At 68.5% G+C, this 20,281-nt stretch carries 17 protein-coding genes; 2 read left to right on the top strand and 15 right to left on the bottom strand.

The genetic code is table 11. The annotated features are described in order from the left end of the window. Positions 1 to 7 precede the first annotated feature (7 nt). The 11 genes from DIZ26_RS04645 to DIZ26_RS04595 form a co-directional block, all read right to left on the bottom strand. On the bottom strand, positions 8 to 727 hold the full coding sequence (locus DIZ26_RS04645) for a prepilin peptidase (protein WP_232828142.1): 720 nt from the start codon (positions 725 to 727) through the stop codon (positions 8 to 10). 66 nt (positions 728 to 793) lie between these two features. After that, the gene (locus DIZ26_RS04640) at positions 794 to 1,831 is read right to left on the bottom strand and encodes a DUF2330 domain-containing protein (RefSeq protein ID WP_157979581.1); all 1,038 of its coding nucleotides are present in this window, start codon (positions 1,829 to 1,831) and stop codon (positions 794 to 796) included. A 13-nt stretch (positions 1,832 to 1,844) separates the two neighbouring features. Beyond that, positions 1,845 to 3,314 (bottom strand): FAD-dependent oxidoreductase, encoded by a 1,470-nt coding sequence (locus DIZ26_RS04635; RefSeq protein WP_112238045.1) that lies wholly within the window; start codon positions 3,312 to 3,314, stop codon positions 1,845 to 1,847. Further along, positions 3,301 to 4,155, bottom strand: a complete 855-nt coding sequence (locus tag DIZ26_RS04630) for a shikimate dehydrogenase (RefSeq protein ID WP_232828141.1) — start codon at positions 4,153 to 4,155, stop codon at positions 3,301 to 3,303. Before DIZ26_RS04630 ends, DIZ26_RS04635 begins: the two co-directional genes overlap by 14 nt. Continuing rightward, complete coding sequence (gene mltG / locus DIZ26_RS04625) at positions 4,128 to 5,324, bottom strand: endolytic transglycosylase MltG (protein ID WP_112238043.1); 1,197 nt, start codon at positions 5,322 to 5,324, stop codon at positions 4,128 to 4,130. Before mltG ends, DIZ26_RS04630 begins: the two co-directional genes overlap by 28 nt. Continuing rightward, positions 5,321 to 5,785 carry a Holliday junction resolvase RuvX gene (gene ruvX, locus DIZ26_RS04620; protein WP_112238042.1) on the bottom strand — a complete coding sequence of 155 codons (465 nt, stop codon included), beginning with the start codon at positions 5,783 to 5,785 and terminating at the stop codon, positions 5,321 to 5,323. Before ruvX ends, mltG begins: the two co-directional genes overlap by 4 nt. 105 nt (positions 5,786 to 5,890) lie before the next feature. Further along, positions 5,891 to 8,560 (bottom strand): alanine--tRNA ligase, encoded by a 2,670-nt coding sequence (gene alaS, locus DIZ26_RS04615; protein WP_112238040.1) that lies wholly within the window; start codon positions 8,558 to 8,560, stop codon positions 5,891 to 5,893. A gap of 5 nt (positions 8,561 to 8,565) precedes the next feature. Next, positions 8,566 to 8,805, bottom strand: coding sequence for a DUF6167 family protein (locus tag DIZ26_RS04610; RefSeq protein ID WP_112238038.1), 240 nt, complete (start codon positions 8,803 to 8,805; stop codon positions 8,566 to 8,568). Beyond that, positions 8,802 to 9,224, bottom strand: a complete 423-nt coding sequence (locus DIZ26_RS04605) for a DUF948 domain-containing protein (RefSeq protein ID WP_112238037.1) — start codon at positions 9,222 to 9,224, stop codon at positions 8,802 to 8,804. The genes DIZ26_RS04610 and DIZ26_RS04605 overlap by 4 nt, the downstream gene beginning before the upstream one ends. Before the next feature lie 140 nt (positions 9,225 to 9,364). Further along, positions 9,365 to 9,673, bottom strand: a complete 309-nt coding sequence (locus tag DIZ26_RS04600; RefSeq protein ID WP_112238035.1) for a DUF4440 domain-containing protein — start codon at positions 9,671 to 9,673, stop codon at positions 9,365 to 9,367. Beyond that, the gene (locus tag DIZ26_RS04595) at positions 9,673 to 11,154 is read right to left on the bottom strand and encodes a replication-associated recombination protein A (RefSeq protein WP_198675894.1); all 1,482 of its coding nucleotides are present in this window, start codon (positions 11,152 to 11,154) and stop codon (positions 9,673 to 9,675) included. Before DIZ26_RS04595 ends, DIZ26_RS04600 begins: the two co-directional genes overlap by 1 nt. A gap of 274 nt (positions 11,155 to 11,428) precedes the next feature. On the opposite strand from DIZ26_RS04595, the gene DIZ26_RS04590 reads away from it, so the two are divergent. Together DIZ26_RS04590 and DIZ26_RS04585 are read left to right on the top strand one after the other, a co-directional pair. Then, a complete protein-coding gene (locus DIZ26_RS04590) occupies positions 11,429 to 12,670 on the top strand; it encodes an MFS transporter (RefSeq protein WP_232828140.1) in 1,242 nt (413 codons plus the stop codon). A 190-nt stretch (positions 12,671 to 12,860) separates the two neighbouring features. Beyond that, the gene (locus DIZ26_RS04585) at positions 12,861 to 14,177 is read left to right on the top strand and encodes a GGDEF domain-containing protein (protein ID WP_157979580.1); all 1,317 of its coding nucleotides are present in this window, start codon (positions 12,861 to 12,863) and stop codon (positions 14,175 to 14,177) included. A 99-nt stretch (positions 14,178 to 14,276) separates the two neighbouring features. Here DIZ26_RS04585 and secA2 read toward each other — a convergent pair whose 3' ends face one another. The 4 genes from secA2 to DIZ26_RS04565 form a co-directional block, all read right to left on the bottom strand. Beyond that, positions 14,277 to 16,769 (bottom strand): accessory Sec system translocase SecA2, encoded by a 2,493-nt coding sequence (secA2, locus tag DIZ26_RS04580; RefSeq protein ID WP_112238029.1) that lies wholly within the window; start codon positions 16,767 to 16,769, stop codon positions 14,277 to 14,279. Positions 16,770 to 16,823: 54 nt separating this feature from the next. Next, positions 16,824 to 17,621 (bottom strand): GNAT family N-acetyltransferase, encoded by a 798-nt coding sequence (locus tag DIZ26_RS04575; protein WP_112238027.1) that lies wholly within the window; start codon positions 17,619 to 17,621, stop codon positions 16,824 to 16,826. Positions 17,622 to 17,664: 43 nt separating this feature from the next. Continuing rightward, positions 17,665 to 19,683, bottom strand: coding sequence for a GxGYxYP domain-containing protein (locus DIZ26_RS04570; protein ID WP_112238571.1), 2,019 nt, complete (start codon positions 19,681 to 19,683; stop codon positions 17,665 to 17,667). Positions 19,684 to 19,855: 172 nt separating this feature from the next. Continuing rightward, entirely contained in the window at positions 19,856 to 20,209 is a 354-nt protein-coding gene (locus DIZ26_RS04565; protein ID WP_232828139.1) for a GntR family transcriptional regulator, read from the bottom strand. Between the last annotated feature and the right edge of the window lie 72 nt (positions 20,210 to 20,281).

Raw genomic sequence — 20,281 nt, 5'->3', positions numbered from 1 at the left:
TCAGGTATCAGCCCAGATAGAGGTGTTCCAGCGGGCCGCCCATCAACACCCCGACCAGGGCACCGACGAGCATGAACGGGCCGAACGGGAACATCTGCCGGCGCCGGAAGACCTTGGCCAGTGTGAGCACGATGCCGATCACGGCGCCGAGGAAGAACCCGCCGTACAGGCCGGTGACGAGTTGCCCCCAGCCGAGCCAGCCGAGCGTCATGCTGAGTAACCCGGACAGCCGGACGTCGCCGAAGCCGACACCGCGCGGGAACACGAACCACAGCAGGTAGAACACCCCGAACCCGACCACCCCGGCGATCGCGGCCCGGCGTAGCGAGCCCCACTCCCCCGATACGGCTGCCCCGACGATCAGGGCCGCGCCGACCACGAAGTACGTCGGCCAGATGATCGCCGACGGCAGAAATCTCGTCCGGGTGTCGATGTACCCGAGCACTGCCCCCGCAACGGCCAGCAGCAGCCATGCCGCCAGGGCAGGCGATGTCCCGAGACTCCACCCGAGCAGTCCACCGGCGACGGCGGCTGCTCCACCACACCAGTACGCCGCGCTGCTCGCCAAGCCGCGGCCGGCCAGTTCGGCGTACGGCGTCTTGGTCTCGCCCTCGTCCAGCACCGGCTCGGGGATCCGCCGCATCAGCCAGGGGCCGAGCAGGAACGCCGCAGGTCCGCAGAGCACCACGCCTGCACCCGCGGCGAGCAACGCGTTCTCTGCCGACACGATGCAGGAGCCTAGACGATCAGAGCCCCGTCCCGCTCCCCCGAGTGTGAAGCCTGTGGACAACCTTCAGGCGCGGGACTTGCGGACGGAGCGGCGGGCGAGGAGGGCTGCGCCGACGCCGATCAGCAGCGGGCCGAGTAGGACGATTGCGAGGGTGCTCGGCCAGCCGTCGTTCTTGGTGATGTAGGTGATCCGCTGGAACTCGTCGTCGTTGGCTGCCGGGGTGAAGGTGAAGTCGTCGGTGATGCGCGACGGTTCGGCGTACGAGACGGTGTAGGCGGTCAGGTAGTTCTGCGATCCGGTCAGCTCGGGACGATCGGTCACCCGGCCGGCGTACAGGAGCTTCGGCTGCACGGACGGATCGGGCAGTTGGGAGGCGTCCACGCGATGGTCGGAGGCGACGTAGACGGTGACCGTTTGCTGCGTGGTGGCGCCCTTGCTGAGGCGCATCGGGTAGACGATCCGCGACGACGCGAAGCTCAACTGCAACGGCGGAGTCGCGCCGGACAGACTCCCGCTCGTCTCCTTCGGCGCGAGCTTGACCGCGACGATCTCCCACTTCTCGGTGATGTACGGCGTGAGGTTGGTGGCCAGCGTCGCCGGTACGACGTAACCGTTGAGCCGCAGCCAGTTCGTCACCGCGCTCGCGCTGCTCCCACCGAGCCGGGCGACCTGGAACGGGCCCAGCGTCATCTGCTGCCGTACGTCGACCGCGGCGGCGCCGCGGGGCGCGCCACCGACCGAGCCGTCCCGGCCGGTGATGTCGAGATCCCGGAAGGGCCAGTACGTCGTACGGGTCACCACCTTCGGCGCGGTGATCGCTTCCAGCCCGTAGAAGGTGTTCTTGTCGCCGAGGCTCACCTCGGCCGCGGCCGGCACGGGCATGATCCAGGCCGCCTTCTTCGACACACCGTGGACGGCCATCGACAACACGATCTCCTCGCGTCGGCCGTCGTACCGGACCAGCGCGTTCTCCCCGTACGCCCGGGCGCGCGACTCGGCGTCCGGCAGATACCCGCCGCAGGCACAGGCCCAAGCAGGGGTGATCCCTGTCGCCACAGCGGCAAATCCGAGCACTCCCGCAACCATCCGCCACAGCTTCATGGCGGAACAGTAGCTAGGTAAGGGTGTACGGCGTGCGGAAGAAGTTGGCCGGGTCGTATTTCTTCTTCGCGGCCCGCAGCCGGCCGAGCTTGGCGCCGTAGTAGGAATTGACCGAGCGGCCGGCCTCGACATAGTTCACGTAGCCGCCGGCCGAGGCCTTCGCGACCGCGTGATGCCCGGACGTGATGAACTTCTGCGCTGCCCCGAGCTGGGCCGAGGTGGGATGCGCCGCGGTACCGCAGTACCACTGGATCACGCCGAGCGCGGACCGCCACGGCCACGCCGTACCGGGTCCGGGCTCCTTCGCCGCTTGTCCCCCGAGCGGATCGAGGATCGCGGCGGCCGGCACCTTCGCCCGGGCAGCGGCCTTCACCGCGCCGAGCAGCCCGTTGATGGTGCCGGCGTCCATCGGACCACGCAGTACGTCGGATCCGGCCAGGAAGCCGGTCCGTGGGCTCGTCGTGCCGCCGCCGAGATAGCGAACGGCCTCCATGTGCGTCTTCACCGTGATCGACCGGGTGCTGGCCTTCGAGCCGACGAACGACTCCACCTGAGCCGCGGCCGCCGCGGCCGAACCGGTCGTGGACACGCCGAGGATGTGGACCGACAAGGTTCCGTTGCTCTGGGCATCGATATGCAGGTTGCCCCAGGCCGTGGCCGGCGCTTCGTGCGCGAACCGCTGCCAGCCCCGTACGACGGCAGCCGCCTTCGCCTCCGGCCAAGTGAGCCGGAAGAACCCGAGCTTGCCTGCGCCGATCGTGGCCAGCCGGAACGACGTCACGATCCCGAGATTGCCGCCACCACCGCCGCGCAGCGCCCAGAACAACTCGGGCTCCTGCGTCGGGCTGACCGTCCGGAAGACGCCGTCCGCGGTCACCACCTGCATCGACATCACGCGGTCGAGGGTCAGCCCGTACGTCCGGGTGTGGATCCCCATCCCGCCACCCAGCGTGAGCCCGGCGATCCCGACGGTCGGGCAGGTCCCGGTCGGGATCGAGCGGCCGAACTTGTCGAGGTACGCGTGTACGTCGTACAGCTTCGCGCCGGCGCCGATCGTCACCACGTTGTTCGCGTAGCTGATCCCGCGCGCGGAGCCGACGTCCACCACCAGGCCGTTGGCGGCCGTGGAGCCGCCCACGTACGAATGGCCGCCGCCCTTCGGGACGCAGACCAGCTTGTTCTTCCGGGCGAACAGGATCGACTCGCGCACATCGTCCACCGTCGAGATCCGGACCACGCCGGCCGGCTGGATCGAGTCGAACCTGGGATTGAAGGTCTGGTGCGCGCCGGCGTAGCCGGCGTCACCCGGGCGATAGAGCTTGCCGGTCAGGCCTTTGCGGAAGCCGTTCCAGTCCGGTCCGGCGGTGGCGGTCAGGCTGTCCGGCCCGGCATTGGCCGGTTTGTTTCCAGAACAGCTGGTCAGGGCGACGGCAGCCAGTGCACCGCCGGTCCTCAGAAGTGTGCGGCGGTCAACTTGGCTCACGATCGTCGAGCTCCTCACGCGCGGCGGCCCTCATGGCCGCCAGAGGCGCGGGCGACCTACCTGTCATCATCTCCACCTGCAGGGTCGCCTGATGCACAAGCAGATCAAGGCCGTTCAACAGCTCTGTACCGATCCGGTGCGCCGCGATCGCGAGTTGCGTCGGCCACGGGTGGTAGGCGACGTCGAAGACCACCGGCGCGACGGCCGCGAAATGGTCCGCCCACGGATCGACCACGCCACCGGGCAAGGTGGACACACACAGGTCGAAGCCGCCGATCTGCTCGACCTGGCCGAAGTCCGCGACCGACGTCTTGAGGCCGAGTTCGGCCGCGAGATCCAGCAGCCGGGCGGCTTTCGACGGATCCCGGACGACGAGCGTCACCTCCGACACCTTGAGCCCCCGCAATGCGGCCAGCGTGGATGCCGCGGTCGCCCCACCACCCAGTACTACGGCCGTGTCGGCGCCCGTGATCCCTCGCTCGGCGAACGCGGCGACGAGCCCCGGTACGTCGGTGTTGTGGGCCGACCGGGAGCCGTCGGGTTCGAACAACATCGTGTTCGCCGCACCGATCAGCTCAGCCACCGGGTCGACGGTGTCCACCAACTCCAGCGCGACCCGCTTCAGCGGCATCGTGAGCGACAGCCCGCGCACGTCGTCGCCGAGCGTGCTCAGGAAGCCCGGGAGCTCCTGCTCACCGACCTCGTAGGCCTCGTACCGCCAGTCGCGCAGCCCTAGTTCGGCGTACGCGGCGCGGTGCATCGCCGGCGACAGTGAGTGCGCGATCGGCGAGCCGAGAACGGCACAGCGGGTCATCAGCACCGACCGGCGTGAGCCGAGCACCAGGCCTGCAGCTTCTGCACGTTCCGCTGGTGCTCCGCGAGGGTGGACGCGAACGCGGTCTCGCCGGTGTCCAGGTTGACCAGCGTGAAGTACTTCCAGCCACCCGGCGTCGGATTCAGCGCGGCCAGCAGGGTGTCCCGGCCGGGCGAGTTGATCGGCGTCGGCGGCAGCCCGCTGCGGTTGTAGGTGTTGTACGGCGAATCGATCTGCCGGTCGGCGTCGGAGGTGAAGACCTTGCCGTTGCGCCCGATGACGTAGTGGATCGTAGAGTCCATCTGCAGGCGCTGATTGCCCGCCAGCCGGTTGTAGATGACCCGGGCGACCTTGCCGTAGTCCTCCTTGCGGTTGGTCTCCGCCGCGATGATGCTGGCGATGATCACCACCTGGTACGGGTCGACCTTCTTGCGCTGGGCGGTCTGCGGCAGCTTGATCTCCGCCGAGGTCCGGGCGAACTGCGACGTCATCAACTTCAGGATCGTGTACGCCGTGGCGCCCTTCGGCACGTCGTACGTGCCCGGGTAGAGGAAACCCTCGGGGTTGTTGTTCGCATACGAGGGCAGGCCGAGGGCCCACGGCTTGGCCATGGCGGCCGCGGCCGCACCCGGTGGGAGTTTGGCGGCCTTCGCCTTCTGCAGGATGTCGGTGATCTCGGCCTTGGTCCGCCCGCTCGGGAAGCCGATCCGGGTCACCAGCACCGACTTGGCCGGGTCCAGCAGCAGGTCGAGCGCCGCCTTCGCCGACATCTCCTTCTTCAGCGTGTACGTCGCGGCCTGGATCGAGCGGGACTTCGGGTTGTCGCGAGCCGCCCGCTCGAAGGCCCGGGCGCTCTTCACCACGCCCTTCTTCTCCAGGGTGTCCGCGATCGACTGCGAGCTCTGCCCCTGGGTGATCTCGACCGTCACCGCGGTCGTCCCGGTGCCGGAGTAGTCCGGCGCCGAGAACATCTTCTCCAGCGCGTCGCGGCCCTTACCGAAGCCGAACGCCAGCCCGGCCAGCAGCCCGCCGACCACCAGCAGCGAGACCAGCCCCGCGAAGCAGCCGAAGCCGCGCCGGGTCCGGGCCTTGCGCCGGTTCGCCCGCCGCTCGACCCTGCTCTCCGGGCGCAGACCGAGGCTGTCCGGCAGGTTGTCGCCCTCGTTGAGGTCTTCGTCCACCGATGGTCCGTTCACAGGGGCCTCCCAGGCGGGTTCCCGGTCTCCCGCTCGAAGTCGAGCGCGTGCTGCAGAATCACGACCGCCGCGGCCTGGTCGACCACGGCCCGCCGCTTGGAGCCCTTCTTGCCACGTTCCCGCAACTGCTGCTCGGCGGTGACCGTACTGAACCGCTCGTCGACAAGGCGCACGTCGGGAGCATCCCCCACGGCGTGGGTCAGCACAAACTGCCGGACCTGTTCGGCGGTCTCGCGGATCTTCACCGCGGCCCGGCCCTCACCGCCCGACAACGACCGCGGCAGGCCGATCACGATCTCGAACGCCTCGAGCTCGGTGACCAGGGCCGCGATCCGGGCCAGGTCGCCCGGGCCACGCCGTACGGTCTCCACCGGTGTCGCGAGGATCCCGTGCGGATCGGAACTCGCCACCCCGATGCGTGCATCACCGATATCCAGTGCCACCCGTACCCCCCGGCGCATCAGTGTTCCCTACGCCGGGGGCAGGGTGGCAACGCTGATGACGCAGCGCTGCCCCACGGGCGTCTGTTCGTGCTCGCCCGGGGGCAGTCGAAGCGCGTCATGGTGTCAGCCGGTGACGAGCTGACCGATGGAGTGTTCGACCGCGGCCAGTGCCTTGTCGACACCGCTCGCGTCCGTGCCACCGCCCTGCGCGACGTCGTCCTTGCCGCCACCCCGACCGCCGAGCTGCTCGGCCGCGACCCGGACCAGGTCGCCGGCCTTGAGCCGCCACTCACGAGCGGTGTCGTTCAGTGCGACCACGACGGCCGGTTTGCCGTCGTTCACGCTCAGCAGCGCGACCACGGCCGGCTTGTCGGCCGGCATCCGGCCGCGAACGTCCAGGGCCAGCTTGCGCAGATCCCCGCCGTTCACGCCGTCGGGCGCGCGGTGGCCGACGTACGCGACCCCGAAGACGTCCTTCGGCTTCGAGGCCAGCTCGGCCCCGGCAGCCAGCACCTGACCGGCCCGGACCTTCTCCAGCTCCTTCTCCGCGATCCGCAGCCGCTCTGCCAGGTCAGCCACCTTGGCGGGCAGCTCCTCCGGCCGGGTCTTGAGATTCTCGGAGAGCAGCCGGACCAGCGCGCGCTCCTTACCCAGGTAGTGCAGCGCCTCCATGCCCACGAAGGCCTCGAGCCGACGGACACCCGCACCGACCGACGACTCGCTCGTGACGGTCAGCGCGCCGACCTGCGAGGAGTGCTTCACGTGCGTGCCACCGCAGAGCTCACGCGACCAGGGGCCGCCGATCTCGACCACGCGGACCTGCTCGTCGTACGTCTCGCCGAACAGCGCCAGCGCACCCCACTCGCGAGCCTCCGGCAACGTCATGTACTGCGCGGAGACCGGAAGGTCCTGCCGTACGGCGAGGTTCGCGACCTCCTCGATCTCGCTGCGCGTCGCCTGGTCGAGTGCCGACGACCAGGCGAAGTCGAGCCGCAGGTAGCCGGGCTTGTTGTACGAACCGCTCTGCAGTGCGTTCGGGCCGAGCACCTGACGCAGGGCGGCGTGGATGACGTGGGTGCCGGAGTGCGCCTGGCAGGCCGAGACCCGCCACTCGTGGTCGACCTGCGCGTGCACGTCGAGCCCGGGCCGCAGGACGCCCTCGACGACCTCGACCTTGTGCACGATCAGGCCCTTGACCGGGCGCTGGACGTCGAGCACCTTCAGCTTCACGCCGTCGGCCACGATCAGACCCTCGTCGGCGATCTGACCACCGGACTCCGCGTAGAACGGGGTCTTCTCCAGCACGACCTCGACGGTCTCGCCCGGCTCGGCCGCGGTCGAGACCACGCCGTCCTTGAGCAGCCCGCGGACCTGTGAGTCGGTGGCGAGCTCCTGGTACCCGGTGAACTCGGTGACGCCCTTCTCCCGCAGCTCGCGGTAGCCGGAAGTGTCCGCGTGGCCGGCCTTCTTGGCCCGCGCGTCGGCCTTGGCCCGGTCGCGCTGTTCCTTCATCAGCGACCGGAAGCCCTCGGTGTCCACCTGCAGGCCCTGCTCGGCGGCCATCTCGATGGTCAGGTCGATCGGGAACCCGTAGGTGTCGTGCAGCTGGAACGCCTGGTCGCCGGCCAACTGGGCGCTCCCGGCGGACTTCAGGTTCTGCACATGCAGGTCGAAGATGCTCGTGCCCGCGGTGAGCGTCCGCCGGAAGGCATCCTCCTCGCCGTACGCGACCTGGCTGATCCGGCCGAAGTCGGCCACCAGTTCGGGGTACGACTTCTTCATCTGCTCCAGGCTGACCGGGAGCAGCTCGACCAGGCTCGGGTCCTCGTAACCGAGCAGCCGGACCGAGCGGATCGCGCGGCGCAGCAGGCGCCGCAGTACGTAACCGCCCTGCTCGTTGCCCGGGTTCACGCCGTCGCCGATCAGCATCAGTGCGCTGCGGACGTGGTCGGCGATGACGCGGAAGCGCACGTCGTCGACCTGGTCCACGCCGTACTTGCGGCCGGTCAGCTCCGACGCCCGCTCGATCACCGGGTAGATCTCGTCGATCTCGTACATGTTGTCGACGCCCTGCAGCAGGTACGCGACCCGCTCCAGGCCGAGGCCGGTGTCGATGTTCTTCTTCGGCAGCTCACCGAGGATCGGGTAGCCCTCCTTGCCGCCGCCCTCACCGCGGATGTTCTGCATGAACACGAGGTTCCAGAACTCCAGGTAGCGGTCGCCCGCCTCCCAGTCGCGGTCGGCGCCGAACTCCGGGCCCCGGTCGATCAGGATCTCCGAGCACGGGCCGCACGGGCCGGGGATGCCCATCGACCAGAAGTTGTCCTTCATCCCGAGCCGGACGATCCGGTCGTCGGGCAGCCCGGCGACCCGCTTCCAGATGTCGATCGCCTCGTCGTCCTCGTAATACACCGAGGCGTAGAGGACCGACTCGTCGAACCCGTAGCCGCCTTCGCTCTGCGGCTTGGTGACCAGCTCCCAGGCGTACTGGACGGCCTGTTCCTTGAAGTAGTCGCCGAAGGAGAAGTTGCCGTTCATCTGGAAGAACGTGCCGTGCCGGGTGGTCTTGCCGACCTCCTCGATGTCGAGGGTCCGGACACACTTCTGCACGCTGGTGGCCCGCGGGTACGGCGGGGTCTGCTGGCCGACGAAGTACGGCACGAACTGCGCCATCCCGGCGACGTTGAACAGCAGGTTCGGGTCCGGCGACGGCAGCGGTGCGCTCGGCACGACCGTGTGGCCGCGCTCTTCGAAGAAGTTCAGGAACCGCCGGCGAATCTCACTTGTTTCCATGGGTGTTACCGGTAGTCCTCACGCTGAGTTTCGTTGTTTTCGATCCCGAGCGCATCCCGCAACTCGGTCTCCCGCTCGGCCATCCCGACCCGCACCTCGTCGCCGAAGTGCCGGATCGCGGCCGCAACCTTCTCCGCCGACTGCTGCAGACTCTCCGGCGCGAGCACCTGGACCCGCTTCTTCAGCCGGGTCACCACATAGACGCCGACGAAGGTGCCGATCACGAACCACAGGATCCGCTTCACCGCGCGTCACCGCGCTTCTTCGCCTTGCGCTCGGCCTTCATCTCGTCCTTCACCCGGCGGGAGACATCGCGACGCTGGCTGTCACCGAGCGCACGCCGTACGCCGTAGGTGAAAGCGGCCGCCTTGACCAGCGGACCGCCGGCCGTCGCTGCAAACAAAGACGTGAGCGCGGCCGCATTGGTTGTCACGGTGCTCGCGTTGTCGGTGATCACGTCCACCTTCGCCAGCTGGGCGTTGGTGGTCGCCACGGTGTTCGTCACCTCACCGAGCAGCGGCACGCTGGAGTCCGAGACGCCCTTGACCATGATCCGGGTCTCGTCCAGCACCTTGCCGAGCTTCAGGATCGGGTAGGCCAGCAGCCCCACCAGGATGAGCAGCGCGCAGGCAGCTATCAGCCCCGCGACTTCACCGACGCTCATGGGAAACGATCCACCTTCCGTAGACACCTCGTGGACCGCCCGACTTTATCGCGGGTCCGCGCTCACTCCCCCACTGGACACCTTCCCCCAGATCACAGTCACTCACCAACTCGGTCCAGGCCCTTGCGCAAAGGGCCGGACTAGTCGAAGCGGATCACCAGTTCGCGCACGAGCCCGTCGGCGGTCCAGGTGAACCGCATCGTGCCGGTAGCGCCCGAGGACCAGCGGAAGCGGATCGCGTCGTCCTTGGCGCCGACGAGCGTCATCGTCTCGGTGGGCGGGTTGTCGCGGTAGGCCTGGACGATCGCGGCGCGGCCGGCGTACGGGCCGATCGGGAGGCCAGGGAAGGACATCACGGCGTCGTGGGCGAAGCGGGTCGCGAAGGTGGTCCAGTCGCCGGTGGTGGCGGCCTGGTTGAAGGCCTCGACGTGCGCTGCAGCCCGGTCCATCAGCGGTCTTTGAGGATCTTGCGGATGCCGGCCAGGCGGTCGGCGTACGTCGCCTCGCCGCCGCGGCGGGTGGGCTTGTAGTACTCGGCGTCGTCGACGACGTCCGGCGCGTACTGCTGGGGGACCACGCCGCGCGGGTCGTTATGGGAGTACTGGTACGTCGAGCCGTGGCCGATCTTCTTCGCGCCGGCGTAGTGGGCGTCGCGCAGATGCGCCGGGACCGGACCGACCTTGCCGGCCTTCACGTCCGCGATGGCGGCGTCGATCGCCATGATCACCGCGTTCGACTTCGGTGCCAGGGCGAGGGCGATGACGGCCTGGGCGAGGTTGATCCGGGCCTCCGGCATACCGATCAGCTGGACCGCGTCGGCGGCGGCGACCGCGACTCCGAGCGCGGTCGGGTCGCCCATGCCGATGTCCTCACTGGCCGAGATCACCAGCCGCCGGGCGATGAACCGCGGGTCCTCACCGGCCTCGATCATCCGGGCCAGGTAATGCATCGCGGCATCGACGTCCGAGCCGCGGATCGACTTGATCAACGCCGACGCCACGTCGTAGTGCTGGTCACCGGCCCGGTCGTACCGCACCGCGGCCCGGTCGACCGCGGTCTCCAGCGTCTTCAGATCGATCAAAGCCCGCCGTACGCCGCTGTCGTCGGCGCTCGACTTGGCGCCGTCTTCGTCGTGCTCGTCGTTCGCCGTGGATTTCGCCTGGTCGCGATCTGTGGACGACCGGGCCTTCGCGGCTTCCGCGTTCGCTTTCGCCTTGGCGCCACCGGCGGCTGCTTCCAGGTAGGTGAGCGCTCGTCTCGCGTCTCCCCCGGCCATCCGCAGCAGGTGATCGCGGGCGTCGTCGGCCAGTTCGTACTCGTTGTCGAGCCCGCGCTCGTCGGTGAGCGCCCGATCGAGCAGTACTGCGATGTCGTCGTCGGTGAGCGACTCCAGCGTCAGCAGCAGCGACCGCGACAACAGCGGCGAGATGACGGAGAAGAACGGGTTCTCCGTGGTCGCTGCGACGAGGGTGACCCAGCGGTTCTCCACTCCGGGCAGCAGCGCGTCCTGCTGGGCTTTGGTGAAGCGGTGCACCTCGTCGATGAACAGCACGGTCTCGACGGTGTTGCCCGGGCGGGACAGATCCCGGCGCGCGCCGTCGATCACCTGCCGGACTTCCTTCACTCCGGCGGTGACCGCGGACAACTCGACGAACTTCCGGTTGGTCGCATGCGACACGACAGCCGCGATCGTGGTCTTGCCCGTGCCGGGCGGACCCCACAGCAGCAACGACATCGGCTGGTCGCCTTCGACCAGGCGTCGCAACGGCGATCCTGGCGCCAGCAGGTGCTGCTGCCCGACCAACTCGTCCAGACTCCGCGGCCGCATCCGGACCGCCAGCGGGGCCGAGGTGTGGTCGGCATCCGCCAGACTCCCACCACCTCTGGCAGGCGCCGGGCTCCCAGGCAACTCGAACAGACCGTCACTCACCCGACGAGCCTACAGACGCCCACCGACAACCCCGCTCCCCGAGCCCACACTGCCTCCCGGCGCCGCGCGGACGTCGTACCGACGGACAGGACGTGTGCTCCCGGTGCCCCATCGGCAAGGGTGCGAGGAGGCGTGGCAACCCGCCGTACGGACGACACCTCCTCTCCGTCGGTACAGGTGCCGGGGCGCTCTCTTACTTCGTACGGCGTCGAAGCGGTAACGGCTCACCGGCGCGGAAAGCGACGGGGGCTGGGCGCTGGGTACTTTGATCGACATGGTCCGCCCCCGTGACCCCGCCACGACCGACCCCGCCGACCGACCGGCCACCTACCGCGAAGTGTTCGCCGTGGCCGAGTTCCGCTGGTTGTGGGCGGCGTTACTGGGGTCGGTGATCGGTGATCAGCTGGCGCGCGTCGCGCTCGCCATCCTGGTGTTCGATCGGACCGGTTCGGCCGGGTTGTCGGCGCTCACCTACGCCCTCACGTTCCTGCCCGACATTGCCGGCGGCCCGCTGCTGTCCGGCCTGGCCGACCGCTACCCGCGCCGCCGGGTCATGGTCAGCTGCGACGCCGCCCGCGCAGTACTGGTCGCACTGATGGCGATCCCCGGCGCACCACTGTGGATCCTGTGCGTACTGCTGGTCGTAGTACAGCTGCTCGCGGCGCCCTTCCAGTCAGCGCGCGCGGCGATGCTGGCGTCGATCATGACCGGCGACAAGTTCAAAGCAGCAACAGGACTCTCTGCTGTCACGAGTCAGACTGCGCAGCTCATCGGGTTCGTCAGCGGTGGCAGCTTGGTTGCGGTACTCGGTACGAGTCAGGCGCTTGCACTCAACGCCGCTTCCTTTGCGCTGTCGGCGGTGCTGCTGCAACTCGGCATACGGCAACGGCCTGTGCCCGTTGGGGCTGACCCTGCAGTCAAACCGAGCTGGTGGGGCTCACTGTCAGCAGGTGCGCGGCTGGTCTGGGGCGACCGCAAACTGCGCTACCTGACCGCACTGATCTGCGTGCCTGGCTTCTACATCACTGTGGAAGGCCTGGCCGCGCCGTACGCCGCATCCGTCGGTGGCGGGCCACTCGCGGTCGGCGTGCTCTTCGCGGCGAACCCTGCCGGGCAGGTGGTCGGCATCCTGCTGTTCTCCCGCCTGCCCCCGTCACGCCGGCTCGCCTGGATGGGACGCCTCGCGATCGGAACGTGCATCCCGTTGGCCTTCTGCGTCTTCGAGCCCGGTCTGTCGCCGACGGTTGCGCTCTGGGCGTTGTCAGGGCTGTCCGCGGCCTACCTGGTGACCGCGCAGGCAACCTTCGTCCAAGACATCCCTGACGCGCAGCGCGGTCAGGCGATCGGCCTGGCCCGCACTGCGCTGATCGTTTCTCAGGGGATAGGGGTCCTGGTCGCCGGGGCGGCGGCGGACCACTGGCAACCACCTCTGGTGGTCGCGGCTGCCGGTATCTGTGGCGTCGCCTTCGCATCCGCTGCCGCGCGCGGCTACCAGCGTGCAGAACACGCCGGCTGACCGGACGGACCGGATGAGGGTGGGCAACGCGTAGGGTGCGGGATCAGCCCCAGTCGTTGTTGTTTCGCATCGCGGCGCACCTCCTCCCGGTATCCTGAACGTCCGCCAGTTTCGGAGCACGCAGTGACATTGCGTGATGCCGCGTTTACTCTGGTCGTGAGGACGAATGTGGGGTTGGGGGAAACGTCTCATGTTGAGTATCCGGCACTGGGACTTCCGGCGCAGAAATCGGCGCCAGAATGACACCCGGCGCGTCTGGACACCGACCCGCTGGGCGCTGTGGTCCACTCCCCCGATCGTGCTGGGCTACGTGCTGGCCGTCGATCTGCTCGCCCTCCTCCTCATCGGCGCCACCGCACGGTTCGTCGACATCGACTCTGCTGACTGGATCCGGCTGGCCGCGCTCGCGCTAGGGTCCGCCTTGCACGTCGAAGCCAGCCGCGGCATCGAGCGGCTGCGCTGGAGCGCCTCCGAGGGCGTCCCGTACGCCAACCTCAAGGGGATGTGGACCTTCGCGGCGGTCCTGTGCCTCCCACCACCCCTGGCGGTCGTGCTGATCCTGTCGGTCTACCTGCACTCGTGGCTGCGACTGCGCAGGGTGCCGCCTTACCGATGGGTCTTCTCGACCGCGACCGTGCTGCTCGGTGCGGCGGCGGCTGCCGTCTGTATGAACGGGATCAGCCCGACCACGTATCCCGACCTGCCGGGCGGCCCGCTGGGACTCGTCACGGTTGCCGCCGCGGCAACGGCGTACTGGTTCGTCAACTACGCGTTGGTCGTCGGCGCTGTGCTGTTGTCCAACCCCGAGGCCAACGGACGCAAGGCGCTCGGACCGCTGTCGGACCAGCTCCTCGTGTTCGGTGCGCTCGGGCTCGGCGTCGCGACCTCTTCGCTGCTGACCTACCAGCCCTGGCTGACCGTCGCACTGCTCGTGACCGTCCTCGGCATGCACCGTGCGCTACTCGTCGGGCAGTTTCAGTTCGCCGCTCGGACCGATCCGCACACCGGGCTCGCCAACACCGTCTTCTGGCACGAGATCGCGACCAAGGAACTCGAGCGGGCCCAGCACGACCACACCTCGCTCGGCGTGCTCTACCTGGATCTCGACCACTTCAAGACGGTCAACGACACCTATGGTCACCCGGCCGGGGATCAAGTCCTGAAAGCGATCGCTGTCGAGCTGAAACACGAAATCCGTACCGACGACCTGATCGGGCGACTGGGCGGTGAAGAGTTCGCGGTGCTGTTACCGAAGACCAGCGATGCGGAGATCGCGCAGGCGGCTGAGCGGATTCGGCGCCGGATTGCGGGGCTTTCGATCAGCGTCACGACCCAGGCGGGACCGGCCACCGTCGAAGGGCTGACGTGTTCCATCGGGGCGGCGACGTATCCGAGCGCCGGCTGCAGCCTCGACGCGTTGCTGCTGGCCGCGGATACGGCGACGTACGCCGCGAAGAACGCCGGCCGCAACCGCGTCGTCACAGCCCCCGCCAACGGCGACCTCTGAGCCTGACAGAGGTTCGACCTCACCGGATCCGCGAGGCGGCCGATCGGCTGGTGAGACTGCTGAGACTGCTGGCGCACCGACTCCAGCAGTCTGCAGCTGTCAGTCCTTCTCGTCGGCCTTCTTGGCTTCCGACGTGTCCTCGTCCAAGTCCGCCTCGCGGAGTTCCTCCGGGAGCTCGTCGGAGAGTTCGTCGTCCTCCAGGTCGCGGAGCTCCTCGGGGAGCTCGTCGAACTCCTCCGGCAGGATCTCCTCCGACTCGGCCGCGGCGGACGGCTTGATGGCGTTGCGGAGCCGGCCGAGGATACGGTCCGCCTCGGTGCCGAACGGGTTGTCGTTGACCAGGTAGGTCCAGGTCGCCGTCGGACGCGGTACGCCGGAGGCCTCCTCGTCGAAGCCGTCCGCGGTGATCTCGGCTTCCTTGAACGTCTCCGCGGCGTCGTTCCACGCGTCCGCGATCAGCGGGTCGAACGACGCGATCGCCGACTTGTTGAACTCGTCGATCGGCTTCATGTGCACGATGCCGCCGGCCAGCGACCGCAGGTGGATGCCTTCGCGCAGGTCCGCGAGGTAGGCGAGGTGGTCGGTCCACTTCCGGTCGAGGTGGTGCAGCGCGATCCTGCGCGCCGCGTCCTTCACCTTGTCCTCGCCGATCTCCTCGACCAACTCGTCGTACCGCTCCTTGGCCCGCTCGGCGAGTTCCTCGGCGGCGAGATCTTCGGTGAGCACCTTCTCGCGGGTGTCGAGCAGGATCGCCCGCTGCTGCCCGGTCAGCCGGTGGTACGACCACGTCGTCCGGTGCAGCTCGGCGTTCGCGCCGTCGGCGACCCGCTGGGAGTGCTCGAGCATCGCGATCGCCTTGCGGTCGGTCAGCCGGCCGGTCTCGTCGGGCGACGGGCGCAGGCCCGACGTCACGGAGTACCGGGTGACGAGTTCGTCGCCGAGGCTGGCGAAGAACAGCGATCCACCCGGGTCGCCCTGCCGCCCGGCGCGACCGCGGAGCTGGTCGTCGAGCCGCTGCGATGCGTGCAGGCCGGTACCGATCACGTACAGCCCGCCGAGGTCGGCGGCGCGCTCCCGATCGTGCGAACCGTCGCGCCCGCCCAACCGGATGTCCGTACCGCGGCCGGCCATCTGGGTCGACACCGTCACGGTCTCCGGTACGCCGGCCTCGGCCACGATCGCGGCCTCTTCGGCGTCGTTCTTCGCGTTCAGTACGACATGCGGCACCTCGGCGGCCTCGAGCCGCTCACTGAGTTGCTCGGACTCCTCGACGCTGTGCGTCCCGATCAGGATCGGCCGCCCGGTCTCGTGGATCTCCTTGATGTGCTCGACCAGCGCGACGTTCTTCTGCTCGACGGTCAGGTAGAGCCGGTCCGCCTCGTCGATCCGGATGTTCGGCTTGTTCGGCGGGACCACCGCCACCTCGACGTTGTAGAACTCCTGCAACTGCTCGCCGACGACAACCGCCGTACCGGTCATGCCGCACAGGGTCGGGTAGCTGCTGACCAGTGCCTGCACGGTGATGCTGTCCAGCACCTCACCGGAGTCGCTGATCGGCACAGCCTCCTTGGCCTCCACGGCCGCCTGCAAGCCGTCCGGCCAGCGCTGCAGCTTGGCGATCCGGCCGCGGCTGTTGTTGATCAGGCTGACCTTGCCGTCCCGGACCAGGTAGTCGACGTCCTTGCGCAGCAGTACTTCGGCGTGCAGGGCAACGTTGATCTGGGTCAGTCGGTCGAGGTTCTCGTCCTCGTACAGGTTGATGTCACCGAGATGCTTCTCGACCGTGTCGGTGCCCTTGTCCGTCAGGGCCACGGTCCGGCCGTCACCGTCGATCTCGTAGTCGACCCCGGCCCGCAGCGTGCGGACGAGCGCCACCACGTCGTCGTCGAGCTCCTCGGTCCGGGTCGCGCCGGCCAGCACCAGCGGTACGCGAGCCTCGTCGATCAGCACCGAGTCCGCCTCGTCGACGAGCGCGACGTCGGGCTTCACGGTGACCCGCTCGGCGACGTCGGTGACGAGCCGATCCCGCAGTACGTCGAAGCCCAGCTCGGTGACCGGGGCGTAGCAGACCTCCGCCTGGTACGCCGCGCGGCGCTCCTCCGGCGTCGAGGCCTGGCCGATGTGGCTGACGGTGACGCCTAGCAGGGCGTAGATCGGGCCCATCCACTCGGCGTCGCGCTGGGCCAGGTAGTCGTTCACTGCCATCACCTGGACACGCCGGCCGCCGATCGCATATCCGGCGGCGGCGAAGGCACCTGCGAGCGTCTTGCCCTCACCGGTGGCCATCTCGACGATCCGGCCGCGCAGCAGCGCCAGCGCGCCGACGATCTGGCCGTCGAACGCGCGCTCGCCGATCGCGCGCTTGCCGGCCTCGCGGGCCAGCGCGAGGAACTCGATCAGGTTGTCCTCGTCCAGCCCGCCGGTCGTCCGCATCTCGGTGACGACCTCGGTGAGCTCGTCGTCGGACAGGCCCTGGACCGACTCCTCCGCCTCGGCGACCAACTGGGTCAGCCGCTCGTACGGGCCGAGGTCGATCGAGCCGGGGCGCTGCAGGAGCCGGCGGAAGCGCGAGGTGATTTTCGTCAGTGCCATGGTCTCCGCAACGTACAACCTCACCCGGTCGTTCCGTGCACCAACCCCGCGTGTTCAGTTCGTGAAGGTGTACGGCGTGGTGGTGGTGACCGCGTGCAGGCCGAGCTTCTGCAGGATCGGCCGGGAGTCCTCGGAGGCGTCGACCCGGAGGAACGAGTAGCCACGCGCCTGAGCGATCCGGGCCCGGTGGACCAGGATCGCGGAGTACAGGCCTTGTCTGCGCCACTCCGGCAACGTGCCGCCTCCCCACAGCGAGGCGAAGCCGGTGCCGGGATGGAAGCGGATCCAGGCGGCGGTGAGGGCCGGACCGTCGGGTCCTCTCAGAGCCTCCTCGATCAGGCTGACCACCAACCGGTCCGGGAACATCCGCGCCTCGGCCGAGAGGCGCTCCTCGATCCGTTCGAGCCCGTTGTGCCACAGGGTGTCCATCAGTACGGCGATCCGGTGGAAGTCCTGCTGCTCCTCGACGTCGCGCAACACCACCTTCGACGGCAGCGCGGACGGACGGGCGACGATCCGGTCGACTTCGCCGAGGATCAGCGTCTCGGGATCCTCCGGCACGAACCCGGCCGCGACCAGGCGCGCGCCGAGATCGGCCGGTTCGTCGTACGCGTAGGTCTTCCACTCGAACGACAACCCGCGCTCGCGGAAGAACGCGACCTCGCCGGCAATCACCGCGTCCGGATCGTCGCCGAGGCCGCGAGGCGCTTCGACGAATCCGCCGCCGCCCGGCCCTTCGAGGTACGAGCGGTGGACCGGGCCGACGTGCTCGACCTTCCAGCCCGGGATGGTGTCGGCGTCCGGCAGGCGGATCCGGCGGTGGAACACGTCGAGAAGCTCATCAGGTGTCATCAGACGCCATCTTGCTCTTTCTCGCGCCCCACCGCCGTTCCTTTTACAGCGTGCGGTCCAGCAGATCGAAGAAGGTGTTGGCCAGAACCAGCTCGTACGGATCGCCGAGCAGCGGCGCCAGGGTCGCCATGTCCGACGGCGTCCACGACCACGCGTTGATCAGCCCCGCGATGAAGAGCGGGTGGGAGCCGTCCCAGCTCGCGATCCGCGCGTCCAGAGCAGCCTTGTACTCCGCGCCCTTGCCCGGCGCGTTCCAGATCCCGACGATCGGCAGACCACCTCGCCGCGTGATCAACGTGTCGCCGTCCCAGGTCTGCATGATCCCCTTCAACGGCGTGTACTTCGCGTAGCCGCTGGCGATCTCCTCCGACAACAGGACCCACTGGTCATCGGCCCTGCTGCTGTACGAATACACCTGATCCATCCCCGTACGCCGCAGCGTCGACCCGGTCAGCTTCAGGTACTGCGTCAGCTGATCGGGCTTCCACGAGCCCGGGTAGGTGTAGCCCGCACCAGAAGGCCCACAGACCAGCAGGTCGTTGGCCGTCGCCGTCCGCTGGTAGTGACTGAACAGGCCAGGCCCGGTCTCCAGCAGCAAGGGACTGATCGTCCAGTTCGTCGGCACTTCGCCGCGCTTCGGGTCGTCCCACAGATCGCGCAGGTGCCGCTGGCAGTACTGGATGTTGTCGCCCTCGCCGAACGTCAGCGTCAGGTACACCTTGTTCTTCGGCTTGCTGATCCGCCGTACCGGCCGGACCTTGGCCGAGATCGGTGCGGTGAACCCGGCGTGCACGGTTCCGTTCATATAGAAGTCGGCGGCGATCACCGGCGAACCGCCTTGCGAGGCGAGGTCGACGCCGTCCCACTCACCGGAGACGTCGTTGGCGAACCAGCCCATGTACGGCGCGAGCGTCGGGTACTTGGCGAAGTGCTCGATCAGCAGCTCGCCGGTCGCGCCGGCCGGTGGTAGCCAGCTCACCAGGGCCTTGGTGGCCACCACGTAGTCCCGGAAGTACGCGAACGGCTCGATCCGGGTCGGCGAGGTGTCGGTCGCCGCGACGACATACTGGTTCCACATCGTCACGGTGACCACCAACGACGTCGTACCGGCCGGCGGTTCGAAGCGGTAGATGAAGTAGCCGCCGCCGTCGCTGAAGCGATTGCCCTCGCCGCCGATCGACGAGTTGACGCCGTCGAAGAGGTACGGCGCCTCCTCCGGCGTACCGGGCAGGAAGTGGGCGATCTGCGTCCCGTTCGCCTTCACGGTGACCTCGGAGATCGAGGCGCCCCAGCCGTCGTCGGTGAACGAGTCGGCGAAGCGGACGAAGACGGCGTCCTTGCCCAGTGCCGACGACACGTCGAGGTCGAAGCTGCCGCGGTTCGAGGAGTCGCGGATCTGGCGGGTCTCGCGGGCGATCTCCTTCCATTGCACGTTCTCGACAGCGACCACGCGGGTCGGTGGCAGGCCGGCCAGCAGCTTGTGGGTGACCCGGGGGAACAGGTGATCGAGCTGCCACCGGTAGGTCTTCACCCGGTCGTCGTCGAACATCCCGCGCAGGTCCTTCACGATCCGCAGGCCGTGCGCCTTGGCCTGCTCGGCGTCGGCGACGACCGCGTCCTCCAGACCGGCCAGGGTGGTCGCGACGTTCAGCGAGTCCGGTACGGCGGGGTCGTGCACGATCGCGCCGCGCACGCGATGGCGGTACTTGGCGACCAGGTCCAGCGGGTTCTGGTACGTCGTGGTGGGCAGGTGCATGTCGGCGAGCCACTTGGCGTCCGGCGTACTCATGGTGCCGGTATCGAAGCTGAAGTAGAGCTCGGGCCGGGTTCGGTTGACGACGCCTTGCAATGTGGTCAGCAGCGTCTGGTCGCCGCCGCTGAGTTTGCTGACATCGCCGTAGTGCAGGTGCTTGGGGCGCTCGAAGGCCGGCAGCAGCCGGGCGGGACTGCCGGACGTCGAAGAGGTGGCGGCCTGCGCGGCCGGAGCGACGGCCGGGAGCAACCCGAACCCACCCGCCGTCACCGCGCCGCTGCCCGCCAGGAACGTTCGTCTCGAGACCATCGTGACCACTCCCCTGTCGTTGACATCGCTGTCAAATGACGGCGAGGTTAACAACGGTGACGGCACGTGTCGATAGCTCGACAACGTTGTCGGGGAAGAAATTTGGAATCGTTTCCGCGTCAACCGCGAGGTGGCCGGCTGCCACGCCTGCTGGAGGTTCCAGGTAGAGCTACTACCAAGCCTGCTGGAGGATCCGGGTGGCTTCGGCGACGCTAAGGCCGGCGCGCCGGGCAGCCCGGGCGAAGGCGGTGGCAGCGGCCAGCGTCTCCTCGTCGTCGACCTGACTGCGGGACGCGAGCACGAACGTGCCGTTGCGGCCACGGGTCTCGATCAGGCGATCGGCTTCCAGTTCCTTGTACGCCCGCGCGACCGTGTTGACCGCCAGCCCGAGCTCGCCGGCCAACTGCCTGACGGTCGGCAACCGCGTCCCCTGCGCCAGCTTCCCGCGCCGGATCATCCCGTCGATCTGATCCTTCACTTGCTCGTACGGCGGTTTCGCGGCAGCCGGATCCACCGAAAGCTTCACAACCAGGTCCCCTCGCGTCGTTTGTGCCAATTGAATTGCGACAAACAACCCGAGGTCAAGCCGGCAACCTGG

It is taken from the genome of Kribbella monticola, from assembly GCF_003261635.1.
Taxonomy (GTDB): Bacteria; Actinomycetota; Actinomycetes; order Propionibacteriales; family Kribbellaceae; genus Kribbella; species Kribbella monticola.
This window is presented reverse-complemented; position numbering and strand designations above follow the sequence as displayed.

What these genes read in the sequence shown, in the direction of transcription:
- DIZ26_RS04640 (WP_157979581.1), bottom strand. Translation starts at nt 1,831, where the DNA reads ATGAAGCTGTGGCGGATGGTTGCGGGAGTGCTCGGATTTGCCGCTGTG.
- ruvX (WP_112238042.1), bottom strand. Translation starts at nt 5,785, where the DNA reads ATGCGCCGGGGGGTACGGGTGGCACTGGATATCGGTGATGCACGCATC.
- alaS (WP_112238040.1), bottom strand. Translation starts at nt 8,560, where the DNA reads ATGGAAACAAGTGAGATTCGCCGGCGGTTCCTGAACTTCTTCGAAGAG.
- DIZ26_RS04605 (WP_112238037.1), bottom strand. Translation starts at nt 9,224, where the DNA reads ATGAGCGTCGGTGAAGTCGCGGGGCTGATAGCTGCCTGCGCGCTGCTC.
- DIZ26_RS04600 (WP_112238035.1), bottom strand. Translation starts at nt 9,673, where the DNA reads ATGGACCGGGCTGCAGCGCACGTCGAGGCCTTCAACCAGGCCGCCACC.
- DIZ26_RS04590 (WP_232828140.1), top strand. Translation starts at nt 11,429, where the DNA reads ATGGTCCGCCCCCGTGACCCCGCCACGACCGACCCCGCCGACCGACCG.
- DIZ26_RS04585 (WP_157979580.1), top strand. Translation starts at nt 12,861, where the DNA reads ATGTTGAGTATCCGGCACTGGGACTTCCGGCGCAGAAATCGGCGCCAG.
- secA2 (WP_112238029.1), bottom strand. Translation starts at nt 16,769, where the DNA reads ATGGCACTGACGAAAATCACCTCGCGCTTCCGCCGGCTCCTGCAGCGC.
- DIZ26_RS04575 (WP_112238027.1), bottom strand. Translation starts at nt 17,621, where the DNA reads ATGACACCTGATGAGCTTCTCGACGTGTTCCACCGCCGGATCCGCCTG.
- DIZ26_RS04570 (WP_112238571.1), bottom strand. Translation starts at nt 19,683, where the DNA reads ATGGTCTCGAGACGAACGTTCCTGGCGGGCAGCGGCGCGGTGACGGCG.